Raw genomic sequence first — 18,761 nt, 5'->3', positions numbered from 1 at the left:
ACGGCGCGCGCGGGGAAGACTGGAGACATGAAACGCGCCGCACTCTGGCCGGAGCACAGCCTCCCCGCGCACGAGGTCCCGCCGCCCTGGCCCGGCCGGCACGTCCGGCTCGACGGCACGCTCGTGCACGTCCGGGACACCCCGGCGACCGGGCCCGGCGCGGAACCGGCACTGTACGTGCACGGACTCGGCGGGTCCGCGCAGAACTGGACCGACCTGGCCGGCCTGCTCGCCGGCCGGCTCGACGGCCAGGCGATCGACCTGCCCGGCTTCGGGCGCAGCGAGCCCGGACCGCGCTACACCATCCCGGCCTTCGCCGACCGGGTGATCCGCTGGATCGAGCACACCGACCGGGGACCGGTGCACCTGTTCGGCAACTCGCTCGGCGGCGCGATCTCGGTCCGGGTGGCGGCGCTGCGGCCGGACCTGGTCCGCACGCTCACCCTGATCTCGCCGGCCCTGCCGTTCCTGGACTTCCGGCGCTCGTTGCAGGGGCGGATGCTTCCGCTGCTGGCGATCCCCCGTGGTGAGCGGCTGGCCGCCTGGCGGCTGGCCCAGTTCACGCCCGAGGTGGCGGCGCAGCAGGTGATGGAGGCGTGCGTCGCGGACCTGACCCGGATCAGCGATCAGCGCCGGCAGGAGGCGATCGACGAGATCCGGGTCCGGTACGAGGCAGCGCACCACGCCGCCGCGTACGTGCGTACCTTCCGGGGGCTGGTCGGCAGTTTCCTGCGCTCGTACCTGCCGGGGGAGGGCGCGCTGTGGCGGCAGGCGGCGGCGGTGCGGGCGCCGACGCTGGTGGTGGGCGGAAGGCAGGACCGCCTGGTCGACGTCCGGGTGGCGCCGCAGGCGGCCCGCGTGATCCCGGACAGCCGGCTGCTGATGCTCGACGGCGTCGGGCACGTGGCGCAGTTGGAGGTCCCGCGGACGGTGGCGCGGGCGGTGCTGGGGCTGCTCGGCGAGCCGTCGTCGCCGGACGCCGGTGCGGGGGAGAGCGGAACGGGGCGCGACATGGCAGGCTGAGCCGGATGCCCAGCTCACGCCCTCCCCGCACCGCCCGGTCCCGGGCCTCCGCTCGTCCCTGGCGCTCCGCCCTCGTGGTGTGCGCCTTCCTCGCCGTCGCCGCGGTCGGCGTCGGCGCGGCGCTGCAACTTCCGTCGGCGGGGGCGGGGACGCGGGTCACCGACGGGTTCGTCGCCCAGCCTCCGGCGCCGACGCGGACGCCGCCGAGCGTGTCCCCGCCGCCGGTGGTGACGCCCAGTTCCTCGCCGCCGCCGGTGCTGACGCTGTCCGACCCGGGGCCGGCGAAGGGGCGGGGCAGCTTCGGCTACGACGACCGGCCCGGCGGGGTGCTGGGCCGCTCCGGGCCGCTGCAGCGGTTCCGGGTGGCGGTCGAGAACGGCTCCGGCGAGCAGGTCCGCGACTTCGGCGAGGCGGTGCAGCGGGCGCTGGCCGGCCCGGGCAGCTGGGTGGACGGGGGCCGGCTGCGGTTGCAGCGGGTCGGGCCGGGCAGCGGGTACGACTTCACGATCTACCTGGCCACCCGGGAGACGGCGCGGCGGTTGTGCGGCGCGGGCGGGATCGACATCCGCGTGGGCGGGGTGCCGTACACGTCCTGCCGGGTTCCGGGCAAGGTGGTGATCAACCTGGACCGGTGGCGGACCTCCGCGCCGCACCTGGTCGCCGCCGGGATGACGCTCGACGACTACCGGCTCTACGTGATCAATCACGAGGTGGGCCACCAGCTCGGGCACCGGCACGAGGGGTGTCCGCGGGCGGGGCGCGCCGCGCCGGTGATGCAGCAGCAGACGCTCTTCCTCAACGGCTGCCGCCCGAACCCCTGGCCCTATGTGGGCGGGAAGCGGTACGCCGGGCCGAGCCTGTGACCGCCGGTTCGTGAAGAACATTCGCGGCATAGGCGGCAAAAGCAGCTAAATGCCCGAATTGCATGGCACGCTGGTGTCATGACCTCGTCGTCCCCTTACGACATGCACGCCGAGCCGCGCCGCCGACCGCCGCCCCGTCACCCGGCCGAGCGTCCCACGGTGCGCCGCATGCGCCGTCGTCGCCGCCGCTCCGTGCTGCTGCTGGCGATGCTGCTGGCCGCCGGCAGCGGAGCGGTCGGCGTCACCCGGCTGAACGCCCCCGGGCCCGGCGGGACGTCGCTCGCGGCCGAGCCGTCGCTCGCCCGCGGGGCCGCCGAGGCCGACGTCCCGGCCGCGCCGCCGACCGGCTACCCCACCGCCGGCCCCGGCACGTTCGCCGTGGCCCAGGGCCGATCCCCGGTACGCGGACACGCCGGGCCGCTGCGCCGCTACCGGGTCGAGGTCGAGCACGGTACGGGGCAGGACGCCGACGGTTTCGCCGCCACCGTGGACGCGGTGCTCGGCGACCCGCGCAGCTGGATCGCGTCGGGGGAACTGCGGGTGCAGCGGGTGCCCGAGGCGGCCGCCGCCGACTTCACCGTCTACCTCGCCACCCCCGTCACCTCGGAGCGGATGTGCGCCGAGGGCGGACTGCGCACCGACCGGTACACCTCCTGCCGGCTGCCCGGCCGGGTCGTGCTCAACCTGGCCCGCTGGATGACGGCGGTGCCCGACTACGGCGCCCCGCTGGACGTCTACCGGACCTACGTGATCAACCACGAGGTCGGGCACGAGTTCGGTGAGCTGCACCAGGCGTGCCCGGCGCCCGGCGCGCCCGCCCCGGTGATGCAGCAGCAGACGTACGGGCTGGACGGCTGCCTGCCGAACGCCTGGCCGTACGTCGACGGGGCCCGATACTCCGGCGAGCCCACCGACGGGGTCTGAGTTATTCCCGGTCCCGCAGTTCGGGCCGAGTGTCCCTCATCATGGCCGATCCCCGTCCGGGCGAGCGACAATGGCGCGGTCACACCGCCGATCCCGGGGAGTCCACCGTGTCGTTGCCCCCGCTCGTCGAACCCGCCGCCGAGCTGACCGTAGACGAGATCCGCCGATACTCGCGCCACCTGATCATCCCGGACGTCGGGGTCGAGGGGCAGAAGCGGCTGAAGAACGCCCGGGTGCTCTGTGTCGGCGCCGGCGGCCTCGGCTCGCCGGCCCTGCTCTACCTGGCCGCGGCCGGTGTCGGCACGCTCGGCATCATCGACTTCGACACCGTCGACGAGTCGAACCTGCAGCGCCAGGTCATCCACGGCGTCTCCGACGTGGGCCGCTCCAAGGCCGAGTCCGCCGCCGCGTCGATCCGCGAGATCAACCCGCTGGTCAACGTGGAGATCCACAACACCGCGCTGGACCGGGAGAACGTCCGGGACATCTTCTCCCGGTACGACCTGATCGTGGACGGCACCGACAACTTCGCCACCCGGTACATGGTCAACGACGCCGCGGTGCTGCTCGGCAAGCCGTACGTCTGGGGTTCGATCTACCGCTTCGACGGCCAGGCGTCGGTGTTCTGGGCCGAGCACGGGCCCTGCTACCGCTGCCTCTACCCGGAGCCGCCGCCGCCCGGCATGGTCCCCTCCTGCGCCGAGGGCGGCGTGCTCGGCGTGCTCTGCGCGTCCATCGGGTCGATCCAGGTCAACGAGGCGATCAAGCTGCTCGCCGGCATCGGTGAGCCGCTCGTCGGCCGGCTGATGGTCTACGACGCCCTGGAGATGAGCTACCGCAAGATCAAGGTCCGCAAGGACCCGAACTGCGTGCTCTGCGGCGAGAACCCGACCCTCACCGACCTCATGGAGGACTACGAGGACTTCTGCGGCGCGGTCTCCGACGAGGCGCAGGAGGCGGTGGTCGACTCGACCATCACCGCGCTGGAGCTGAAGGACTGGCAGGACTCCGGCAAGGACATCTTCCTGGTCGACGTGCGCGAGCCCGCCGAGTACGAGATCGTCCGCATCCCCGGCTCGACGCTCATCCCCAAGGGCGAGATCCTCTCCGGCGAGGCGCTGGCGAAGTTCCCGCAGGACCGGCAGATCGTGCTGCACTGCAAGTCCGGCGTCCGCTCGGCCGAGGCGCTCGCCGCGCTGAAGGCGGCCGGCTTCAACGACGCCGTGCACGTCCAGGGCGGCGTGCTGTCCTGGGTCAAGCAGATCGACCCGTCCCTGCCGTCGTACTGAGTCACGTCGATGGGCCCGCCCGGTTCCCCGGGCGGGCCCATCGTGCTTTCCGTACCCCGTGGCGTGGACAAACGCCTGGTCGCCCGACCCGCAGGTGGATGCGTTCGGCGACCGGTGGGCGGTACCGGCCCTGACCGAGCTACCGAGGCGTAACCCCGGCCGCGCCAGTACCGTCAGGGCCGTGGTGGACTTGGACGCGGCGATCGGATTCGTCGTCGCTCACGGAGACGCGGTGGACCGCGCCCGTCTCTCCCGGCTGCGCACCGGCGCTCCGGTGCCGTCCGACGTGCTCGACGCCGCCGAGTCCGGGCCGGCGCCGGGCGGCGGCTGGCCCGCCGTACTCGACGGCGAAGTCGCCTCGATCGACGCGACCTGCTTCCGCCTGGCCGAGCTGGACGACCTCGGCGCGCTCGGCCGCCCGGCGGCCCGGCACGCGCTGGACTGGCTGGCCGCCCGGCAACTACCAGACGGCGGCTGGGACGAGGATCCGTCGCTGGCCGGGCTCGCCCCCGAATGGGCCACCCCCGGCGATCCGGAGGCCCGGCTCTACCAGACCGCCAACGCCGGATTCTGGCTCACGGTGGCCGGGCTGGACGCCCGGGCCGCCGGGCCGCTGGACCACCGGGTCGGCGGCGCGTACGCCGGTGTGGTGCAGGCGGCGGCCCAGGCGCTCGCCGCCCAGCTCGCCCCGGACGGAAGCTGGCCGTCCTTCCTGCCCGCCGGCTGGCTCGCCGCCGCGGTGCTGCACCGCCAGCAGATGTACTACGAGTCGGCGCGCATCCAGGCGGTGCTGGCCGACCGGATCCCCCGGATGTCCCCGGCCGACGTGGCCTGGCTCGCCGCCACGCTGCGCCGGGTCGACGTCGGCGAGGAGCAGTGGCTGCTGGTGTCCGCGCGCAGGCGGCTCGCCGAGACCCAGCGCAGCGACGGCGGCTGGGACAGCGACGACGGCCACCAGTTCGACGTGCACACCACGCTGCGGGCGATCCGGGCGTGCCGGCCGAACACACCCGAGGCCCCGGTGTCCGGCGCGCCGTTCGTGGCGCCGCGGCCCGCCGAGCTGCCCCCGCCGCCCGCGGCGCCGGCCCCGCGCCCGCGTCGGCTCCCCGCATCGACGTCTCCGCCCGCGCCCGACTCTGGGCCGCCCGCCTCCACGCCCGCGTCGCCTGCGCCCGTGTCTCCGCTGCCCGCCCCGGCTCGCCCGTTGACCGGCCCGGCCGGGGCATCGGTCGCATCGGCGGGTCCCGCTTCCGACCCTTCGGCGGGCTTCGGCTCCGACCTGTCGTCCAGTTTCGGCACCGACCCGTCGGCCGGGATCGCGCCCGCGCTGTCGGACGGCGCGCCGGAGCTGTTTCCGGCCCGGGGTCTCGGGCCGGATACCTGGTTCCGTCCGGACACCGGGCCGGATGCGATGCCCGGATCGGGAGCAGGGCCTGATCCGTCGGCCGGTGCTGAGGTGTCGGCCGGTGCGGACAGCGGGCCGGGGCCGTGGTCCGCCTGGATCGTCACGCCCGATCTGCTTCCCGACGAGAGCGCCGGGCCTGCCGCGCAGCTGGTGTCGGAGCTGCTGCTGCCCGGCCCGGTGCCGCCCGCTCTGCCTCCGGCGGTTGCGGTGCCACCGGCCGCCCCGGTGTCCCCGGGATTGCCTCCGCTGGTCACGCCGCCATCGGAGCCCACCGCCCAGGTGATCGCCGCACCGCCGCAGCCCGGCACAGTTCCGCCGGTCGACCCCGCCGCACCGGCCGACGGAGATCCACTCCAGATCGCCTAGCCCGGCCAGCTGATGATCAACACCAGTTCGGGGAGGTGGTGGCATCAAAGGTGCGGGGGTGGCGCCGGCGCGCCACAACGGGCAAGGTCGGTCAGCGTAGGTGACCGTCGCCGGTCACCACGTACTTGGTGCTGGTCAGCTCCGGCAGGCCCATCGGGCCGCGCGCGTGCAGCTTCTGCGTCGAGATGCCGATCTCCGCGCCGAATCCGAACTCGCCGCCGTCGGTGAACCGGGTGGACGCGTTGACCATGACCGCGGCCGAGTCCACCCGGGCCACGAACTCCCGGGCCGCCCGCTGCGAGTCGGTGACGATCGCCTCGGTGTGGCCGGTGCCGTACCGGCGAATGTGCGCGACCGCCGCGTCCAGCGAGTCGACCACGGCGACCGAGATGTCGGCGGAGAGGTACTCGGTGCCGAAGTCCTCCTCGGTGGCCGGCACCACGGCGTCGGAGTGGGCGGCCACCTCGGGCGTGCCGTGCACGGTCACCCCGGCGTCGGCGAACGCGGCGAGCACCGCCGGCAGGAACGCGTCCGCGACGTCGCGGTGCACCAGCAGCGACTCGGCGGTGTTGCAGGTGGACAGGCGCTGGGTCTTGGCGTTCAACGTGACCGCCAGCGCCTTGCCGAGGTCGGCGGCGGCATCGACGTACACGTGGCAGTTGCCCACGCCGGTCTCGATCACCGGCACCGTCGACTCCTCGACCACGGCGCGGATCAGCGACGCGCCGCCGCGCGGGATCAGCACGTCGACCAGGCCGCGGGCGCGCATCAGTTCCTTGACCGAGTCACGGGTGCTGGAGTCGAGCAGCTGCACCGCGTCGGCCGGCAGTCCGGCGCCGGCGACCGCGTCGCGCAGCACCTCGACCAGCGCCGCGTTCGAGTGCGCGGCCGACGAGGAGCCGCGCAGCAGCGCCGCGTTGCCGGACTTCAGGCAGATCCCGGCCGCGTCGACTGTCACGTTCGGCCGGCCCTCGTAGACGATGCCGACGACACCGAACGGCACCCGGATCTGGCGCAGCTCCAGGCCGTTCGGCAGCGTCGAGCCGCGTACCACCTCACCGACCGGGTCGGGCAGCGCGGCCATCTGGCGCAGCGCGTCGGCGATCGCCGCCACCCGGCCCTCGTCGAGCGCGAGCCGGTCCAGCACGGCCGCGGACAGCCCGGCCTCGCGCCCGGCCGCCAGGTCCGCGGCGTTCGCCGCCAACACCTCGGGGGTACGCGCCACGAGCGCGTCGGCCATCGCGTGCAGCGCGGCGTCCTTGACGGTACGGGTGGCCATGGCCAGGGCTTCCGCCGCGTCCCGGGCTCGCCGGGCCTGCTCGACGACGCTCATCGTGCGTACTCCTTCGGAGGTGTTTTAAGGAGGGGCCCCTTATTAACAGACGTCTGTTAATAAGGGGCCCTTGCTTACAGCAGGACGAGGTCGTCGCGGTGGACGACCTCACGTTCGTACGCCGGGCCGAGCGCCGCGGCGAGTTCGGAGGTGGAACGGCCGAGCAGGCCGGGCAGTTCCACCGCGTCGTAGTTGACCAGCCCGCGGGCCACCGGCGCGCCGGCGGTGTCGACCAGGTCGACCGGGTCCCCGGCGGTGAACGCGCCGTCGACGGCGGTGATGCCGGCGGGCAGCAGCGACTTGCGGCGGCCGACCACCGCCTGCACCGCGCCCGGGTCGAGGTGCAGGCGGCCCCGGGGCGCGGTGGCGTGCGCGAGCCAGAACAGGCGCGCGGCGGGACGGCGGCTGCTCGGGTGGAAGTACGTGCCGACGGGCTCCCCGGCCAGCGCCGACGCGGCCAGCGGCGCGGCGGTCAGCACCACCGGGATGCCGAAGCCGGTCGCGATGCGGGCCGCCTCCACCTTCGTCACCATGCCCCCGGTGCCCACCCCGGCCCGGCCGGCCCCGCCGATGTCCACGCCCGCGAGGTCACCCTCGCCGTGCACCTCGGTGATGCGGGTGCTGCCCGGGCGGGCCGGGTTGCCGGTCCAGAGCGCGTCGACGTCGGAGAGCAGCACCAGCAGGTCGGCGTCGACGAGCGCGGCGACGAGCGCGGCGAGGCGGTCGTTGTCGCCGAACCGGATCTCCTCGGTGGCCACCGTGTCGTTCTCGTTGACGATCGGCACGGCCCGCAGGTCGAGCAGTTTCCGCAGCGTCCGGTACGCGTTGCGGTAGTGCGCGCGCCGGGTCACGTCGTCCACGGTGAGCAGCACCTGCCCGACGGTGCGGCCGTGCCGGGCGAACGCGGCAGCGTACCGTCCGATCAGCAGGCCCTGCCCGACGCTGGCGGCGGCCTGCTGGGTGGCCAGGTCGCGCGGGCGCCGGGGCAGCCGCAGCGGGGCGAGACCGGCGGCGATCGCGCCGGAGGAGACCAGCACCACCTCGCGTCCGGCGGCGGCCAGCCCGCCGAGCGTGTCGACGAGCGCGTCGACCCGGGCGTCGTCCAGGCCGCCGGTCGCGGTGGTCAGCGAGGACGAACCGATCTTGACGACGATCCGGCGGGCCGAGGTGACTGCTTCGCGCACCCGACCATTCTGCGCGCTGCGGTCTGTGACGCCGCGGCGCGTTCCCATATCGTGGCAGCTCGTGACACCTGACGAGTACGTCGAGGCGGTGCTGGCACTTGTCGAGCGGATCCCGCCGGGCCGCGTGATGTCGTACGGGGCGGTGGCCGACGCGCTCGCCGACCGCTCCGGGCGGGCGTCGCCGCGGCTGGTCGGCTCGATCATGGCGCGGCACGGGGGCGGCGTGCCGTGGCACCGGGTGGTGAACTCGGCCGGCCGGCTGCCGCCGGGGCACGAGCGCAAGGCGCGGGAGAGGCTGCTCGCCGAGGGGTGCCCGCTGCGCGGCGACCGGGTGGACCTGGCGGCGGCGTCCTGGTCGCCGGACGAGGGGTGACCCGACCGCGTCGGAGGCGGCCGGTCGATCGATCGCGACTCCGCTCAACGGGGCCGAGTCATCGCGGCCACTCGGAGAACGCGTGCCGGAGGTCGTGGATCTCAGCCGGGGTGAGGCGGTAGAGCGCGAAGACGGTGTCGGGGAGGCGGTCGAGGCGCTGCAGCGCGTCCTGGAACTCTTCGTCGGTGAGCGCCGGGTCGGCACGCCGTGCGAGGTCCACCAGGTCGTTCCTGCTGTACCGGCGGAGCGCGGCGGCTACGTCGATGTAGTCGCGGGGTTGAGCACGGGTCACCATGGCGGCGACTTTGGTGCCGATCACGTCGTCCAGGTGCAGCACCGGGACGGGCGCCGATGCCGTGGGCGATGAGGGCCTGGCCGCCGGCGAGGGCGAAGCCGTGTCGGCCGGCCACGGCGAGCGCGATACGGGCGACCTCGTGCTGGAACGGGTCCGGCGCGGGTGACATCAGGCGGCGACGTCCCGGGCGCGCAGCAGCGGGTGGCTCTCTTCCCAGGCGCGGCGGACACCGCGGGGCACGTAAAGCTCGGGCCACAGCCGGACGAGGGTGGGTCCGTGCAGCCAGGTGCGCAGCTCGTCGGGATGAACGGCTTCGGTGAGCACCGTCTCGTACATCCAGGCGAGCAGCCCCGGAACGTCGAGGTCGACGTGCCGGTCGGGTTGCCAGAACAGCCGGTGGGGCAACTCGACGATGCCGGTGACCGGGCCCTGCAATTCGCTCAGGGCGGGGACCACGACCGCACGGCGGCCGGGGCGGGCCTCGTACGGTGCCCGCGAGCTGCGAACGGATCGGGCCGGGTCCATGCCCTACAGGGTAACGGTGCCGACCTGCGGCTTGTTGCGACTCGCGAGCGCCTGGCGGCATCGAACAAGCAGCGTCCGGGAGGGGATGTGACGCGAGCCATAACGTGAGTAGCATTCGGCTCCATGACAGCTTCGGGCCTGCCCCGCCGGGTGCACCTCGGATACGCGCTCGGTTCCCTGGTCACCGGCGCGTTCGGCACCGTGCCCGGGCTGCTCCTGCTGCCGTACCTCACCGACACGCTCGGCGTCGCCGCCGGGCTGGCCGCGCTGCTGGTGCTCCTGCCGAAGGCGTGGGACGTGCTGGTCAACCCGGTCGCCGGGCGGATCTCCGACCGGACCCGCTCCCGCTGGGGCGCCCGCCGCCCGTACCTGCTGGTCGGCGGGCTGGCGCTCGCCGTGCTGTTCGCCTCGATCTTCGCGGCGCCGTTCGCGAACGGTCCGGCCGCCGCCGCGTACGTGGCGCTGACGTTCCTGGCGACAGCTACCGCGTTCGCGTTCTTCCAGGTGCCGTACGTGGCCATGCCGGCCGAGCTGACCGCCGACCCGGCGGAGCGTACCCGGCTGATGACCTGGCGGATCGCGGTGCTGGCGCTGGCCATCCTGGTCTCTGGCGCGGTGGCCCCGGCCGTGGTGAGCGCGGGCGGCGACGGCGTGCCCGGTCACCGGTGGATGGGCCTGTTCGTCGCCGCGCTGATCGTCGCCGGCACCGTCGGCGTGTTCCTGGGCACCCGGTCCGCGCCGACCGGCACGGTGGGGGAGAGCGAGCCGAGCCTGCGCGCCCAGCTCGCTGTCGCCACCGGCAACCGGCCGTTCCGGGTGCTGCTGATCTGCTTCGTGATCCAGTCCGCCGGGGTGGCCACCGTGCTGGCCGGGGTGAAGTACTTCGCCGGCCAGGTGCTGCGCGAGCCGGACAGCGGCCCGACGCTGCTGTTCGCCTGCTTCGTGGCACCCGCGCTGCTGGTCATGCCGCTGTGGTCGCGGGCCGGCGCCCGGCTGGGCAAGCGGGCGTCGCTGGTCGCCGCGTCGCTGATCTTCGCGGTGGGCGCGCTGGCCCTGGTGGCCGCGCCCGCGCTGCCCGCCGCCGCGGCCTACGCGGTGGTCGCGGTGATCGGCGTCGGGTACGCGGGCCAGCAGGTGTTCGCGCTGGCCATGCTGCCGGACTGCATCGCGTACGACACGGCGCGCACCGGGCGGCGGCAGGCCGGGGTGTTCACCGGGCTGTGGACCGCCGGGGAGACGTTCGGGCTGGCGCTGGGGCCGGGCATCTACGGGCTGGTGCTCCAGCTGTCCGGCTATGTCTCCTCGTCCACCGGTACCGCCGCCGCCCAGTCGGACACGGCCCGGCTCGGCGTGCTGCTCGGCTTCACCGTGCTGCCCGCCCTGCTGGTGGCGATCCCGCTGGTGCTGCTGCGCGGCTACACCCTGACCCCGGCCCAGCTGACCGCCGCCGCACCCGAGGCCGATGACGCCGCGCCGGCCGCGCGCGCGTGAGCACCCCGTCCACGAGAGGAACCACCCGATGACCGACACGGCAGGCGCCGGTGCGCTGCCCGCCCAGGGGATGCCCGCGGCGGACGTACTCGGCGAGATCCGCGCGCTGCGGGACGCCGACCGGCCCACGCACGGCGGGCGGTTGTTCGCGTACGTCTACGACCCCGGCGTGGCCGGTCTGGACGAGCTGGCGCAGGCCGCGTACGCGCAGAGCGCCCACGTCAACGGCCTCGACCCGACCGCGTTCCCGTCGCTGCTGGCGATGGAGAACGCGCTCGTCGGCGCCGCCGCCCGGCTGCTCGGCGGCGGCCCCGGCACCGGCGCGCCGGACGTGGTGGGCAGCGTCACCAGTGGCGGCACCGAGTCGCTGCTGCTCGCCGTCAAGGCGGCCCGGGACGCCCGCCCCGACCTGACCGAGCCGCGGATCGTGGCGCCGGCGAGCGCGCACGCGGCGTTCGCCAAGGCGGCGCACTACCTGCGGGTCGCGCTGGACACGGTGCCCGTCGACCCGGTGACGCTGCGCCCGGACGCGGCAGCGGTGGCCGCCGCGATCCGCCCGGAGACCGTGCTGGTGGTGGCGTCCGCGCCGTCGTACGCGCACGGGGTGGTCGACCCGGTGACCGAGATCGCCGCCGTCGCGCAGGCGGCCGGGGTGCGCTGCCACGTGGACGCCTGCTTCGGCGGCTGGGCGCTGCCCTGGCTGCGCCGGCTCGGCGCGCCGGTGCCGCCGTTCGACTTCGCCGTACCGGGGGTCACCTCGATCTCGGTGGACCTGCACAAGTACGCGTACGCGCCGAAGGGCGTCTCGGTGCTGCTGCACCGCGATCCGGCGCTGCGCGCCCCGCAGTTCTTCGCGTACGCGGACTGGCCCGGGTACACGATGGTCAACCCGGTGATCGCCTCCACCCGCTCCGGCGGGCCGATCGCCGCCGCGTACGCCACGCTGCGGCACCTCGGCGAGGACGGGTACCTGCGGCTTGCCGCCGCGACCCGGGACGCGGTCGCCGGGCTCGCCGACGCGATCCGGGCCACCGACGGGCTGCGGCTGATGGCCGAACCGGAGACCACTGTCGTCTGCTTCACCAGCGACGATCCGGGGCTCGACCTGTTCGTGCTGGTCGACGAGCTGACCGAGCGTGGCTGGCACACCCAGCCCCAGCTCACGTACGCCGATCTGCCGGCCAGCGTGCACCTGACGGTGACCGCGGCGGTGGCGCCCCGGGTGGCCGAGTTCGGCCCGGCGCTGGCCGAGGCGGTCGCGGCGGCCCGCGCCGCCGGGCCGGTGGTGCTGCCGCCGGAGCTGCTGGCGCTGGCCGGCAGCCTCACCCCGGAGGCGCTCACCCCCGATCTGGTGGCCGGGCTGGCCGACGGGCTCGGCCTGGCGGCCGACGCCGGTGCGCCGGAGCGGATGGCGGTGGTCAACACGCTGCTCGACGCCGCGCCGGCCCGGCTGCGGGAGCGGCTGCTCGCCGAGTTCGTCGGGTTGCTCCAGCGCCCGGCCTGGTGACGCGGACGCGGCCCGCCCGGATTCCGGGCGGGCCGCGTCGTGCGGTGTCTCAGCCGGCCGCGCCGACGCTGAACGTGGTGGTGTCGTCCGCCGGGTCGACGTCCCCGACCGGCTCGTTCACGTAGCGGGCCTCGACGGTGAACGTGCCGCTGCCCAGGTCGCCGGCCGGCGTTCCGGCCGGTGCCCGCAGGACGACGTCGAACGTGCGCTCCTCGCCGGGCATGAACCGGCCGCCCGGGACGTCGAACGAGTCCGGGAAGCTGGGCAGGTCCTGCGGGTCGGTGCTCCAGACCTCGACCCCGGCGGGCAGGGCCGCCCGCGCGGCGAGCCGGAACGACGGCGCGTCGTTGCCGTAGCGCACCGTAACCGGCATGCGGCCCAGCAGGCTTCCGTCGGCCTGGCGGGTCAGCGTCACGTCACGACCGTTTACGGTCAGGTCCGTCTCGGTGGCCTGCCGGTAGACGCGCGGCGCGCGGACGCTGCCCGAGGTGGACCGGAACACGGTCGGGAAGGAGTCGCGATCCGCGACCCGGGTGCCGCCGCCCGGCACCACCGCGATCGAGCCGCCCGGCGCGATCATCGGGTAGGCGCGTGCTGTCGTCCAGACCTGGAAGTTGAGCCGCAGGGCCCGGCTGTCGCCCGCCGCGACCCGGCCGCCGAAGCTGCCGATGACCCGGCGGTTGTCCACCAGGTCCTCGGTGAACCACGGCGTGCCGTCGTCGAGGCCGATGAACGAGGCGCCGGCCGGCTCGGTGATGCGCAGGTCGGCGACGCCGTCGGCCCGGCCCCGGTTGCTGATCGTCGCGGTCAGCGTGCCGACGTACCCCCGGTCGGTGGGCGTCAGCACCAGCGGCCCGGTGTCGACGGTCAGCCGTGCCGCAGCGGTGCCGCTCGTGGCGGCGGCGGGCGTGGCCAGCGCGAACAGCGCTGCCGCCCCGGCCAGCAGCGCGGTGGCGACTCGTGCCGTACGTGTGGTCATGACAGGTCCTCCGTGATCCCCGTGGTGGGCGGCGGTGGTTCCGTCCGCCCGACAGTGAAGACACCCGCCGGCCCCGGGGACAGTTGCCCGGGTTCCCTGTCGTGGGTACGACACCGGACCGCTGTGGTTGACTGTCTGCTCGGGGTTCACGGACAGCGGGAGGTCGGAGATGCAGCTGCCGGGCGTGCTCGGCGAGCCGATCCGGTTCGTGCTGAACTGGGGCCGCCGCTACTCGCTCTGGGTGTTCAACTTCGGCCTGGCCTGCTGCGCCATCGAGTTCATCGCGACCAGCATGGGCCGGCACGACTTCATGCGGCTCGGCGTGATCCCGTTCGCCCACGGCCCCCGGCAGGCCGACCTGATGGTGGTCAGCGGCACCGTCACCGACAAGATGGCCCCGGCGGTCAAGCGGCTCTACGACCAGATGCCCGAACCGAAGTACGTGATCTCGTTCGGCGCCTGCTCCAACTGCGGCGGCCCGTACTGGGACTCCTACTCGGTCACCAAGGGCGTCGACCAGCTCATCCCGGTCGACGTGTACGTGCCCGGCTGCCCGCCGCGCCCGGAGGCGCTGCTGCACGGCATCCTGCGCCTCCAGGAGAAGATCGCCGCCGAGCAGTCCGGCATCGGCGGCGTGGCCCGCCCCGACGCGCTCGCCTCTCCGGCGGACGCTGTGGCGCGGCCGGTCGAGGCGCTGACCGCGCCGCCGGTCCGTCCGCCGCTCGGCTGAGCCGTCGGGTGGCGCCGCCGGTCTAGCCTGCGGCTCATGACCGACTTCGCGGAGAAGCGCTCCGCATTCATCATCGACGTGCTGACCGAGGAGTTCGGCGCGTCCATGGCGATCGACCCGGCGGCGTTCCGCCGTAAGTTCCGCAAGATGGCCGCGTCACCGTTCGCGTTCTACCGGGGCAGCGCGGCGCTGTTCTACGCCGACCAGCGCGGCGACTTCGGCAGCGACCGGTTCCTCGACGGACGGACCAGCCGGGTGTGGATCCACGGCGACCTGCACGCCGAGAACTTCGGCACCTACATGAACGCCTCCGGGCAGCTCGTGTTCAACGTCAACGACTTCGACGAGGCGTACGTCGGGCCGTTCACCTGGGACCTGAAGCGCCTCGCGGCGAGCGTGGCGCTGATCGGCTACGCCAAGGCCCTCTCCGACCGGGTGATCGGCGAACTGGTCACCGGCTTCGCCCGGTCGTACCTGGCCGAGCTGCGGGCCATCGCGGCCGGCGGGGACGACGCGATCGGCTCGATCACGCTGGACAACGCCGACGGCGTGCTGCGCCGGGTGCTCCAGCAGGCGCGGCTGAACACCCGGGTGGACCTGCTCGCCGCGCAGACCACCGTCGACAACTACGAGCGCCGGTTCTCCCTCGGCGACGGCGTGCACGAGATCGACGACGCGACCCGGGAGAAGGTCTGCGCCGCGTTCGCCGACTACCTGCACACGCTGCCGGACTCGGCCACCCGGCTGCGCCCGGTGGCCACCGGCATCAAGGACGTGGTGCTGCGCAAGGGCGTCGGCATCGGGTCGGCCGGGCTGCCGTCGTACAACCTGCTGCTGGAGGGGCACACCCAGGCGCTGGAGAACGACGTCGTCATCTACATGAAGCAGGCGCAGGTGCCGGCCGTGGCGCGGTACATCGACGACGAGCGGGTCCGGTCGTACTTCCGGCACCAGGGGCACCGCACCGCCGAGTCGCAGCGCGCGTTGCAGGCGCACGCCGACCCGTGGCTGGGCTTCACCGAGCTGGACGGCGTCGGCCAGCTCGTCGCGGAGGTCTCCCCGTACGCGGCGGACCTCGACTGGGCCGACGTGAACGAGCCGGAGGAGCTGGCCGGGGTGCTCGCCGACCTGGGCCGCGCGGTGGCCCGGATGCACTCGGTGGCCGACGACGAGTCCAGCCACGACCTGGTCGACTACTCCACCGAGGAGGCGATCGTCGCTGCCGTCGACTCCGACCCGGACGGGTTCGTCGACTACCTGGTCGACTTCGCGCACCGGTACGGGATCCGGGCCCGCGAGGACCACCAGCTCTTCGTGGACCTGTTCCGCAACGGCCGGCTGCCCGGCATCTGAGGGCGCGGGGCGTCGACCGCGGCGCCCCGCCTCACTGCGTGAAGTCCAGCACCGCCTTGATGTCCTCGCCGGTGCGGGCGTACGCCTCCCGGTAGTTCGAGACCGGTACGCGGCGGGTGATCAGCGACGTCAGCCAGGACTGGTCCGCCTGGGCGAGCGCCTCGGCGGCCAGGTCCCAGTGCCGCCGGCCGGCGTTCACCGAGCCGAACACCACGTTGTTCTCCAGCACCAGCTCCCGGTTGAGCGCCCCGGCGTCGAAGTTGATGGTCCGCCCGCCGCTGGACACACCGGTCAGGCAGACGATCCCGGTGGGCGCGGCCTTGCACATGGCGTCCAGCACCACCGTCGGCGCGCCGGTGCACTCGATCACCACGTCGGGTTTCACGTCCAGCTCGGTCACCGACGACGTGTGGTACGTGGCGCCCAGCGCCCGGACCAGGTCCGGCTTCGGACCGGTGGTGTTGCGGTCCAGCACGTGCACCGACAGTTCACGCTGGCTGCCGAGCAGCGCCGCCAGCAGGCCGATCGGCCCGGCCCCGGTGATCAGCACGCTCTTCGGCGTCCACTCGGCCCGGCGCCCGATCCGCTCGATGTGGTCCCACGCCTTCGCCACCACGCTGGCCGGCTCCAGCAGCATGCCCACCGACGCGAGGGCCGGGTCCAGGCCGACCGCGAACTTGGGCTGCAGCCGCCAGCGTTCCCGGGCGAAACCGGGCAGCCCCTTGATGCCGTGCTCGGTGTACAGCCCGTTGCGGCACATGTCCCACTCGTCCACCGCGCAGTTCGCGCAGGGCACCGGATCGGGGTGGCGGACCACGCCCGCCACCAGGTCGCCGGGCTGCAACGTGCCGGTCGGATCCTCCAGCACCCGGCCCAGCGACTCGTGCCCGAGCACCAGCCGCTCCTGGCCCGGCGGCGCCTCGCCGTACTCGCCCGCGACGATCTCGTGGTCGGTGCCGCAGACGCCCACCGCCAGCGCCTCCACCAGGATCGCGCCCTCCTCGGGCGGCGGCTCGGGCCAGTCCTCGACGAGCCGCAGCGAATCCGGGACACCGGGGGTCACAGTCACAGCGCGCACACACCTCATCTTTCCGCGCGCTGCCGCCGCCCGTCCGGCAAAGCGGCGATCCCGGCACGGGCGGCCCGACCCGGTCCGCAGCCGTCGGCCATAGGATCAGCGCATGACTCCGGAAGAGGTCGGCCGGCGAGTGGTCGCGCTGCTCGCGCCCGTCGAGGCCACCGCGTCCGTCTCCGGCGGTCAGGGGTACGCCCGCGCCACCGTTGACGTACCCCCGGCGAGCTGGGCGGACGCGGTGCGTGCGGCGCGTGACGACGCCGAGCTGGGTCTCGACTTCCTCGACTGGCTGTCGGCGGTGGACGAGCTGGCCGACGGCTTCGACGTGGTGCTGCACCTCTGGTCGGTCGCGCACCGGCACGGGCTGCTGCTGCGCACCCGGGTGCCCCGCGACGCGCCCGTCGTCGCCTCGGTGATCGCCCTGTTCCCCGGCGCGGCCTGGCACGAGCGGGAGACCCACGAAATGTTCGGCATCGACTTCGCCGGCCACGGCGAGCTGCGGCCGCTGCTGCTGCCGCCGGAGTTCGAGGGGCACCCGCTGCGCAAGGAGTTCGTCCTCGCCTCCCGGGTCGCCAAGCCGTGGCCCGGCGCGAAGGAGCCGGGCGAGTCGGAGGCGGGCGGCGGCCGCCGGCCGGTCCGGCCGCCGGGCGTGCCCGCGCCGGGTGAGTGGGGCACGACGCCCACGCCGGCGGGTGCGGCGGGCGCCGGTGAGGGACCCCGCGGGGGTACGCCGGCCCGCCCGGCCCGGGAGCGTCCGGCGCGTGCTGCTGGTCCCTCCACCGGCGCGGGGCAAGTGCGGTCCGACGCTGCTCCGGCGGCCGATGAGGCGGGTCCGCTCGGGCGGCCGCTACCCGGGGAACTGCCGACCGGTCCGCCCCGGCAGCAGCCGGACCCCGACGCGGCGGGGGAGAGCTGATGCCGGACTGGTTGGAGCTGGTCCTGCGCGTGGCGGGCGTGCTCGTCGCGTTCCTCACGCTGCCGCTGATCGTGGGCCAGGCCGAGCACAAGGTGATGGCGCACATGCAGGGCCGGCTGGGCCCGATGTACGCGGGCGGCTTCCACGGCTGGGCGCAACTGGTGGCCGACGGCATCAAGTTCGTGCAGAAGGAGGACGTCACCCCGCGCGACGCGGACCGGCAGGTGTTCCGGCTGGCGCCCGCGGTGGCGCTGGTGCCGTACCTGCTCGTGCTGCTCGTGATCCCGCTCGGCCCGGGTGACCTGGTCGCCCAGCCGCTGGACATCGGCCTGTTCTTCGTGCTCGCCGTGGTGGGCGTCGGGGTGCTGGCGGTGCTCATGTCGGCGTGGGCGTCGGCCAACAAGTACAGCCTGCTCGGTGGGCTGCGCGGCGCGGCCCAGCTGCTCGGGTACGAGCTGCCGCTGGTGCTGGCCGCCGCTTCGGTGGCGATGGCGGCCGGCACGCTCAGCCTCTCCGGCATCGTGGAGGCGTGGCAGCCGTGGTGGCTGCTCTGGCAGGCGCCGGCCATGGTGATCTTCTTCGTGGCGGGGCTGGCCGAGATCCGCCGCCCGCCGTTCGACATGCCGGTGGCCGACTCCGAGCTGGTCTTCGGCTACATGACCGAGTACACCGGTCTGCGGTTCGCGTTTTTCCTGCTCGCCGAGTACGTCGGCATCGTGGTGATCGCGGCGCTGACGACTGTGCTGTTCCTCGGCGGCTGGCAGGGCCCGTTCGCCGACGCGCAGCTCGGCTGGCTGTGGACGCTGCTGAAGGTGTTCGCCGTCGCCTTCGTGATCATCTGGCTGCGGGTGAGCTACCCGAGGCTGCGCGAGGACCAGCTCCAGCGCCTCTGCTGGCTGGTCCTGGTCCCCCTGGCCCTGGCCCAGCTCGTCCTGACCGCCGCAGTCCGCCTGGCCCTGTAACCCACCCTCCCTCCTCGGCGATCTTGCACATTCTGCCCTGATAAAAGGGGCAAAGCTCGCAGGTTGCGGGCTCAATGTGCAAGATCGCCGAGGAGGGAGGGTGGGTTACAGGGCCAGGCGGACTGCGGCGGTCAGGACGAGCTGGGCCAGGGCCAGGGGGACCAGGAC

The 18,761-nt window shown here is 74.1% G+C and carries 16 protein-coding genes and 3 pseudogenes; 13 read left to right on the top strand and 6 right to left on the bottom strand.

What is annotated here, in order from left to right:
• Positions 1-27 precede the first annotated feature (27 nt).
• The 5 genes and pseudogenes from BAW75_RS27930 to BAW75_RS33380 all read left to right on the top strand — a co-directional run.
• Positions 28-1,023: an alpha/beta fold hydrolase gene (locus BAW75_RS27930; protein WP_104115503.1), complete on the top strand. Its 996-nt coding sequence runs from the start codon at positions 28-30 to the stop codon at positions 1,021-1,023.
• A 5-nt stretch (positions 1,024-1,028) separates the two neighbouring features.
• Positions 1,029-1,886 carry a DUF3152 domain-containing protein gene (locus BAW75_RS27925; protein WP_104115502.1) on the top strand — a complete coding sequence of 286 codons (858 nt, stop codon included), beginning with the start codon at positions 1,029-1,031 and terminating at the stop codon, positions 1,884-1,886.
• Positions 1,887-1,964: 78 nt separating this feature from the next.
• Positions 1,965-2,810, top strand: a complete 846-nt coding sequence (locus BAW75_RS27920; RefSeq protein ID WP_104115501.1) for a DUF3152 domain-containing protein — start codon at positions 1,965-1,967, stop codon at positions 2,808-2,810.
• 41 nt (positions 2,811-2,851) lie between these two features.
• Entirely contained in the window at positions 2,852-4,099 is a 1,248-nt protein-coding gene (moeZ, locus tag BAW75_RS27915) for an adenylyltransferase/sulfurtransferase MoeZ (RefSeq protein ID WP_176722780.1), read from the top strand.
• A 130-nt stretch (positions 4,100-4,229) separates the two neighbouring features.
• A pseudogene (locus BAW75_RS33380) lies at positions 4,230-5,099 on the top strand (hypothetical protein); the annotation flags it as partial.
• Positions 5,100-5,961: 862 nt separating this feature from the next.
• On the opposite strand, the gene BAW75_RS27905 reads toward BAW75_RS33380, so the two are convergent.
• Complete coding sequence (locus tag BAW75_RS27905) at positions 5,962-7,203, bottom strand: glutamate-5-semialdehyde dehydrogenase (RefSeq protein ID WP_104115500.1); 1,242 nt, start codon at positions 7,201-7,203, stop codon at positions 5,962-5,964.
• A 74-nt stretch (positions 7,204-7,277) separates the two neighbouring features.
• Entirely contained in the window at positions 7,278-8,435 is a 1,158-nt protein-coding gene (proB, locus tag BAW75_RS27900; RefSeq protein WP_104115499.1) for a glutamate 5-kinase, read from the bottom strand.
• A 13-nt stretch (positions 8,436-8,448) separates the two neighbouring features.
• Here proB and BAW75_RS27895 point away from each other — a divergent pair, with 13 nt between their 5' ends.
• The gene (locus tag BAW75_RS27895) at positions 8,449-8,760 is read left to right on the top strand and encodes an MGMT family protein (protein ID WP_043328189.1); all 312 of its coding nucleotides are present in this window, start codon (positions 8,449-8,451) and stop codon (positions 8,758-8,760) included.
• Positions 8,761-8,818: 58 nt separating this feature from the next.
• Here BAW75_RS27895 and BAW75_RS27890 read toward each other — a convergent pair.
• Positions 8,819-9,112 (bottom strand): annotated as a pseudogene (locus BAW75_RS27890) (nucleotidyl transferase AbiEii/AbiGii toxin family protein); the annotation flags it as partial.
• On the opposite strand from BAW75_RS27890, the gene BAW75_RS33110 reads away from it, so the two are divergent.
• The gene (locus tag BAW75_RS33110) at positions 9,054-9,221 is read left to right on the top strand and encodes a hypothetical protein (RefSeq protein ID WP_244206292.1); all 168 of its coding nucleotides are present in this window, start codon (positions 9,054-9,056) and stop codon (positions 9,219-9,221) included. The pseudogene BAW75_RS27890 and the gene BAW75_RS33110 overlap by 59 nt on opposite strands.
• A 2-nt stretch (positions 9,222-9,223) precedes the next feature.
• Here BAW75_RS33110 and BAW75_RS27885 read toward each other — a convergent pair whose 3' ends face one another.
• The gene (locus BAW75_RS27885) at positions 9,224-9,580 is read right to left on the bottom strand and encodes a hypothetical protein (RefSeq protein ID WP_104115497.1); all 357 of its coding nucleotides are present in this window, start codon (positions 9,578-9,580) and stop codon (positions 9,224-9,226) included.
• A gap of 123 nt (positions 9,581-9,703) precedes the next feature.
• Between BAW75_RS27885 and BAW75_RS27880 the strand changes: the two genes are divergently transcribed.
• Together BAW75_RS27880 and BAW75_RS27875 are read left to right on the top strand one after the other, a co-directional pair.
• Entirely contained in the window at positions 9,704-11,071 is a 1,368-nt protein-coding gene (locus BAW75_RS27880; protein WP_104115496.1) for an MFS transporter, read from the top strand.
• A 28-nt stretch (positions 11,072-11,099) separates the two neighbouring features.
• A complete protein-coding gene (locus BAW75_RS27875) occupies positions 11,100-12,578 on the top strand; it encodes a pyridoxal phosphate-dependent decarboxylase family protein (protein WP_104115511.1) in 1,479 nt (492 codons plus the stop codon).
• Positions 12,579-12,627: 49 nt separating this feature from the next.
• Here BAW75_RS27875 and BAW75_RS27870 read toward each other — a convergent pair whose 3' ends face one another.
• Positions 12,628-13,557 carry a hypothetical protein gene (locus BAW75_RS27870; protein WP_104115495.1) on the bottom strand — a complete coding sequence of 310 codons (930 nt, stop codon included), beginning with the start codon at positions 13,555-13,557 and terminating at the stop codon, positions 12,628-12,630.
• Between the two features lie 169 nt (positions 13,558-13,726).
• Here BAW75_RS27870 and BAW75_RS27865 point away from each other — a divergent pair, with 169 nt between their 5' ends.
• Both BAW75_RS27865 and BAW75_RS27860 read left to right on the top strand, forming a co-directional pair.
• Positions 13,727-14,287 carry an NADH-quinone oxidoreductase subunit B gene (locus tag BAW75_RS27865; RefSeq protein ID WP_104115494.1) on the top strand — a complete coding sequence of 187 codons (561 nt, stop codon included), beginning with the start codon at positions 13,727-13,729 and terminating at the stop codon, positions 14,285-14,287.
• Positions 14,288-14,323: 36 nt separating this feature from the next.
• On the top strand, positions 14,324-15,640 hold the full coding sequence (locus BAW75_RS27860) for a DUF2252 domain-containing protein (RefSeq protein ID WP_104115493.1): 1,317 nt from the start codon (positions 14,324-14,326) through the stop codon (positions 15,638-15,640).
• 31 nt (positions 15,641-15,671) lie between these two features.
• Here the strand turns inward: BAW75_RS27860 and BAW75_RS27855 are convergent, their stop codons facing one another.
• Positions 15,672-16,718, bottom strand: a complete 1,047-nt coding sequence (locus tag BAW75_RS27855; RefSeq protein ID WP_208635325.1) for a glucose 1-dehydrogenase — start codon at positions 16,716-16,718, stop codon at positions 15,672-15,674.
• 103 nt (positions 16,719-16,821) lie between these two features.
• Here BAW75_RS27855 and BAW75_RS27850 point away from each other — a divergent pair.
• A pseudogene (locus tag BAW75_RS27850) lies at positions 16,822-17,421 on the top strand (NADH-quinone oxidoreductase subunit C); the annotation flags it as partial.
• Between the two features lie 209 nt (positions 17,422-17,630).
• A complete protein-coding gene (gene nuoH, locus BAW75_RS27845; RefSeq protein ID WP_064446633.1) occupies positions 17,631-18,593 on the top strand; it encodes an NADH-quinone oxidoreductase subunit NuoH in 963 nt (320 codons plus the stop codon).
• Positions 18,594-18,761 lie beyond the last annotated feature (168 nt).

Origin of the sequence: Micromonospora chalcea, assembly GCF_002926165.1 — a bacterium.
Lineage (GTDB): Bacteria > Actinomycetota > Actinomycetes > Mycobacteriales > Micromonosporaceae > Micromonospora > Micromonospora chalcea.
The sequence above is the reverse complement of the archived record's forward strand: the minus strand, read 5'-3'. Positions and strand labels throughout refer to the sequence as shown.

What these genes read in the sequence shown, in the direction of transcription:
- BAW75_RS27930 (WP_104115503.1), top strand. Translation starts at nt 28, where the DNA reads ATGAAACGCGCCGCACTCTGGCCGGAGCACAGCCTCCCCGCGCACGAG.
- BAW75_RS27925 (WP_104115502.1), top strand. Translation starts at nt 1,029, where the DNA reads ATGCCCAGCTCACGCCCTCCCCGCACCGCCCGGTCCCGGGCCTCCGCT.
- BAW75_RS27920 (WP_104115501.1), top strand. Translation starts at nt 1,965, where the DNA reads ATGACCTCGTCGTCCCCTTACGACATGCACGCCGAGCCGCGCCGCCGA.
- moeZ (WP_176722780.1), top strand. Translation starts at nt 2,852, where the DNA reads ATGGCCGATCCCCGTCCGGGCGAGCGACAATGGCGCGGTCACACCGCC.
- BAW75_RS27905 (WP_104115500.1), bottom strand. Translation starts at nt 7,203, where the DNA reads ATGAGCGTCGTCGAGCAGGCCCGGCGAGCCCGGGACGCGGCGGAAGCC.
- proB (WP_104115499.1), bottom strand. Translation starts at nt 8,435, where the DNA reads ATGGGAACGCGCCGCGGCGTCACAGACCGCAGCGCGCAGAATGGTCGG.
- BAW75_RS33110 (WP_244206292.1), top strand. Translation starts at nt 9,054, where the DNA reads ATGGCGGCGACTTTGGTGCCGATCACGTCGTCCAGGTGCAGCACCGGG.
- BAW75_RS27885 (WP_104115497.1), bottom strand. Translation starts at nt 9,580, where the DNA reads ATGGACCCGGCCCGATCCGTTCGCAGCTCGCGGGCACCGTACGAGGCC.
- BAW75_RS27880 (WP_104115496.1), top strand. Translation starts at nt 9,704, where the DNA reads ATGACAGCTTCGGGCCTGCCCCGCCGGGTGCACCTCGGATACGCGCTC.
- BAW75_RS27875 (WP_104115511.1), top strand. Translation starts at nt 11,100, where the DNA reads ATGACCGACACGGCAGGCGCCGGTGCGCTGCCCGCCCAGGGGATGCCC.
- BAW75_RS27870 (WP_104115495.1), bottom strand. Translation starts at nt 13,557, where the DNA reads ATGACCACACGTACGGCACGAGTCGCCACCGCGCTGCTGGCCGGGGCG.
- BAW75_RS27865 (WP_104115494.1), top strand. Translation starts at nt 13,727, where the DNA reads ATGCAGCTGCCGGGCGTGCTCGGCGAGCCGATCCGGTTCGTGCTGAAC.
- BAW75_RS27860 (WP_104115493.1), top strand. Translation starts at nt 14,324, where the DNA reads ATGACCGACTTCGCGGAGAAGCGCTCCGCATTCATCATCGACGTGCTG.
- nuoH (WP_064446633.1), top strand. Translation starts at nt 17,631, where the DNA reads ATGCCGGACTGGTTGGAGCTGGTCCTGCGCGTGGCGGGCGTGCTCGTC.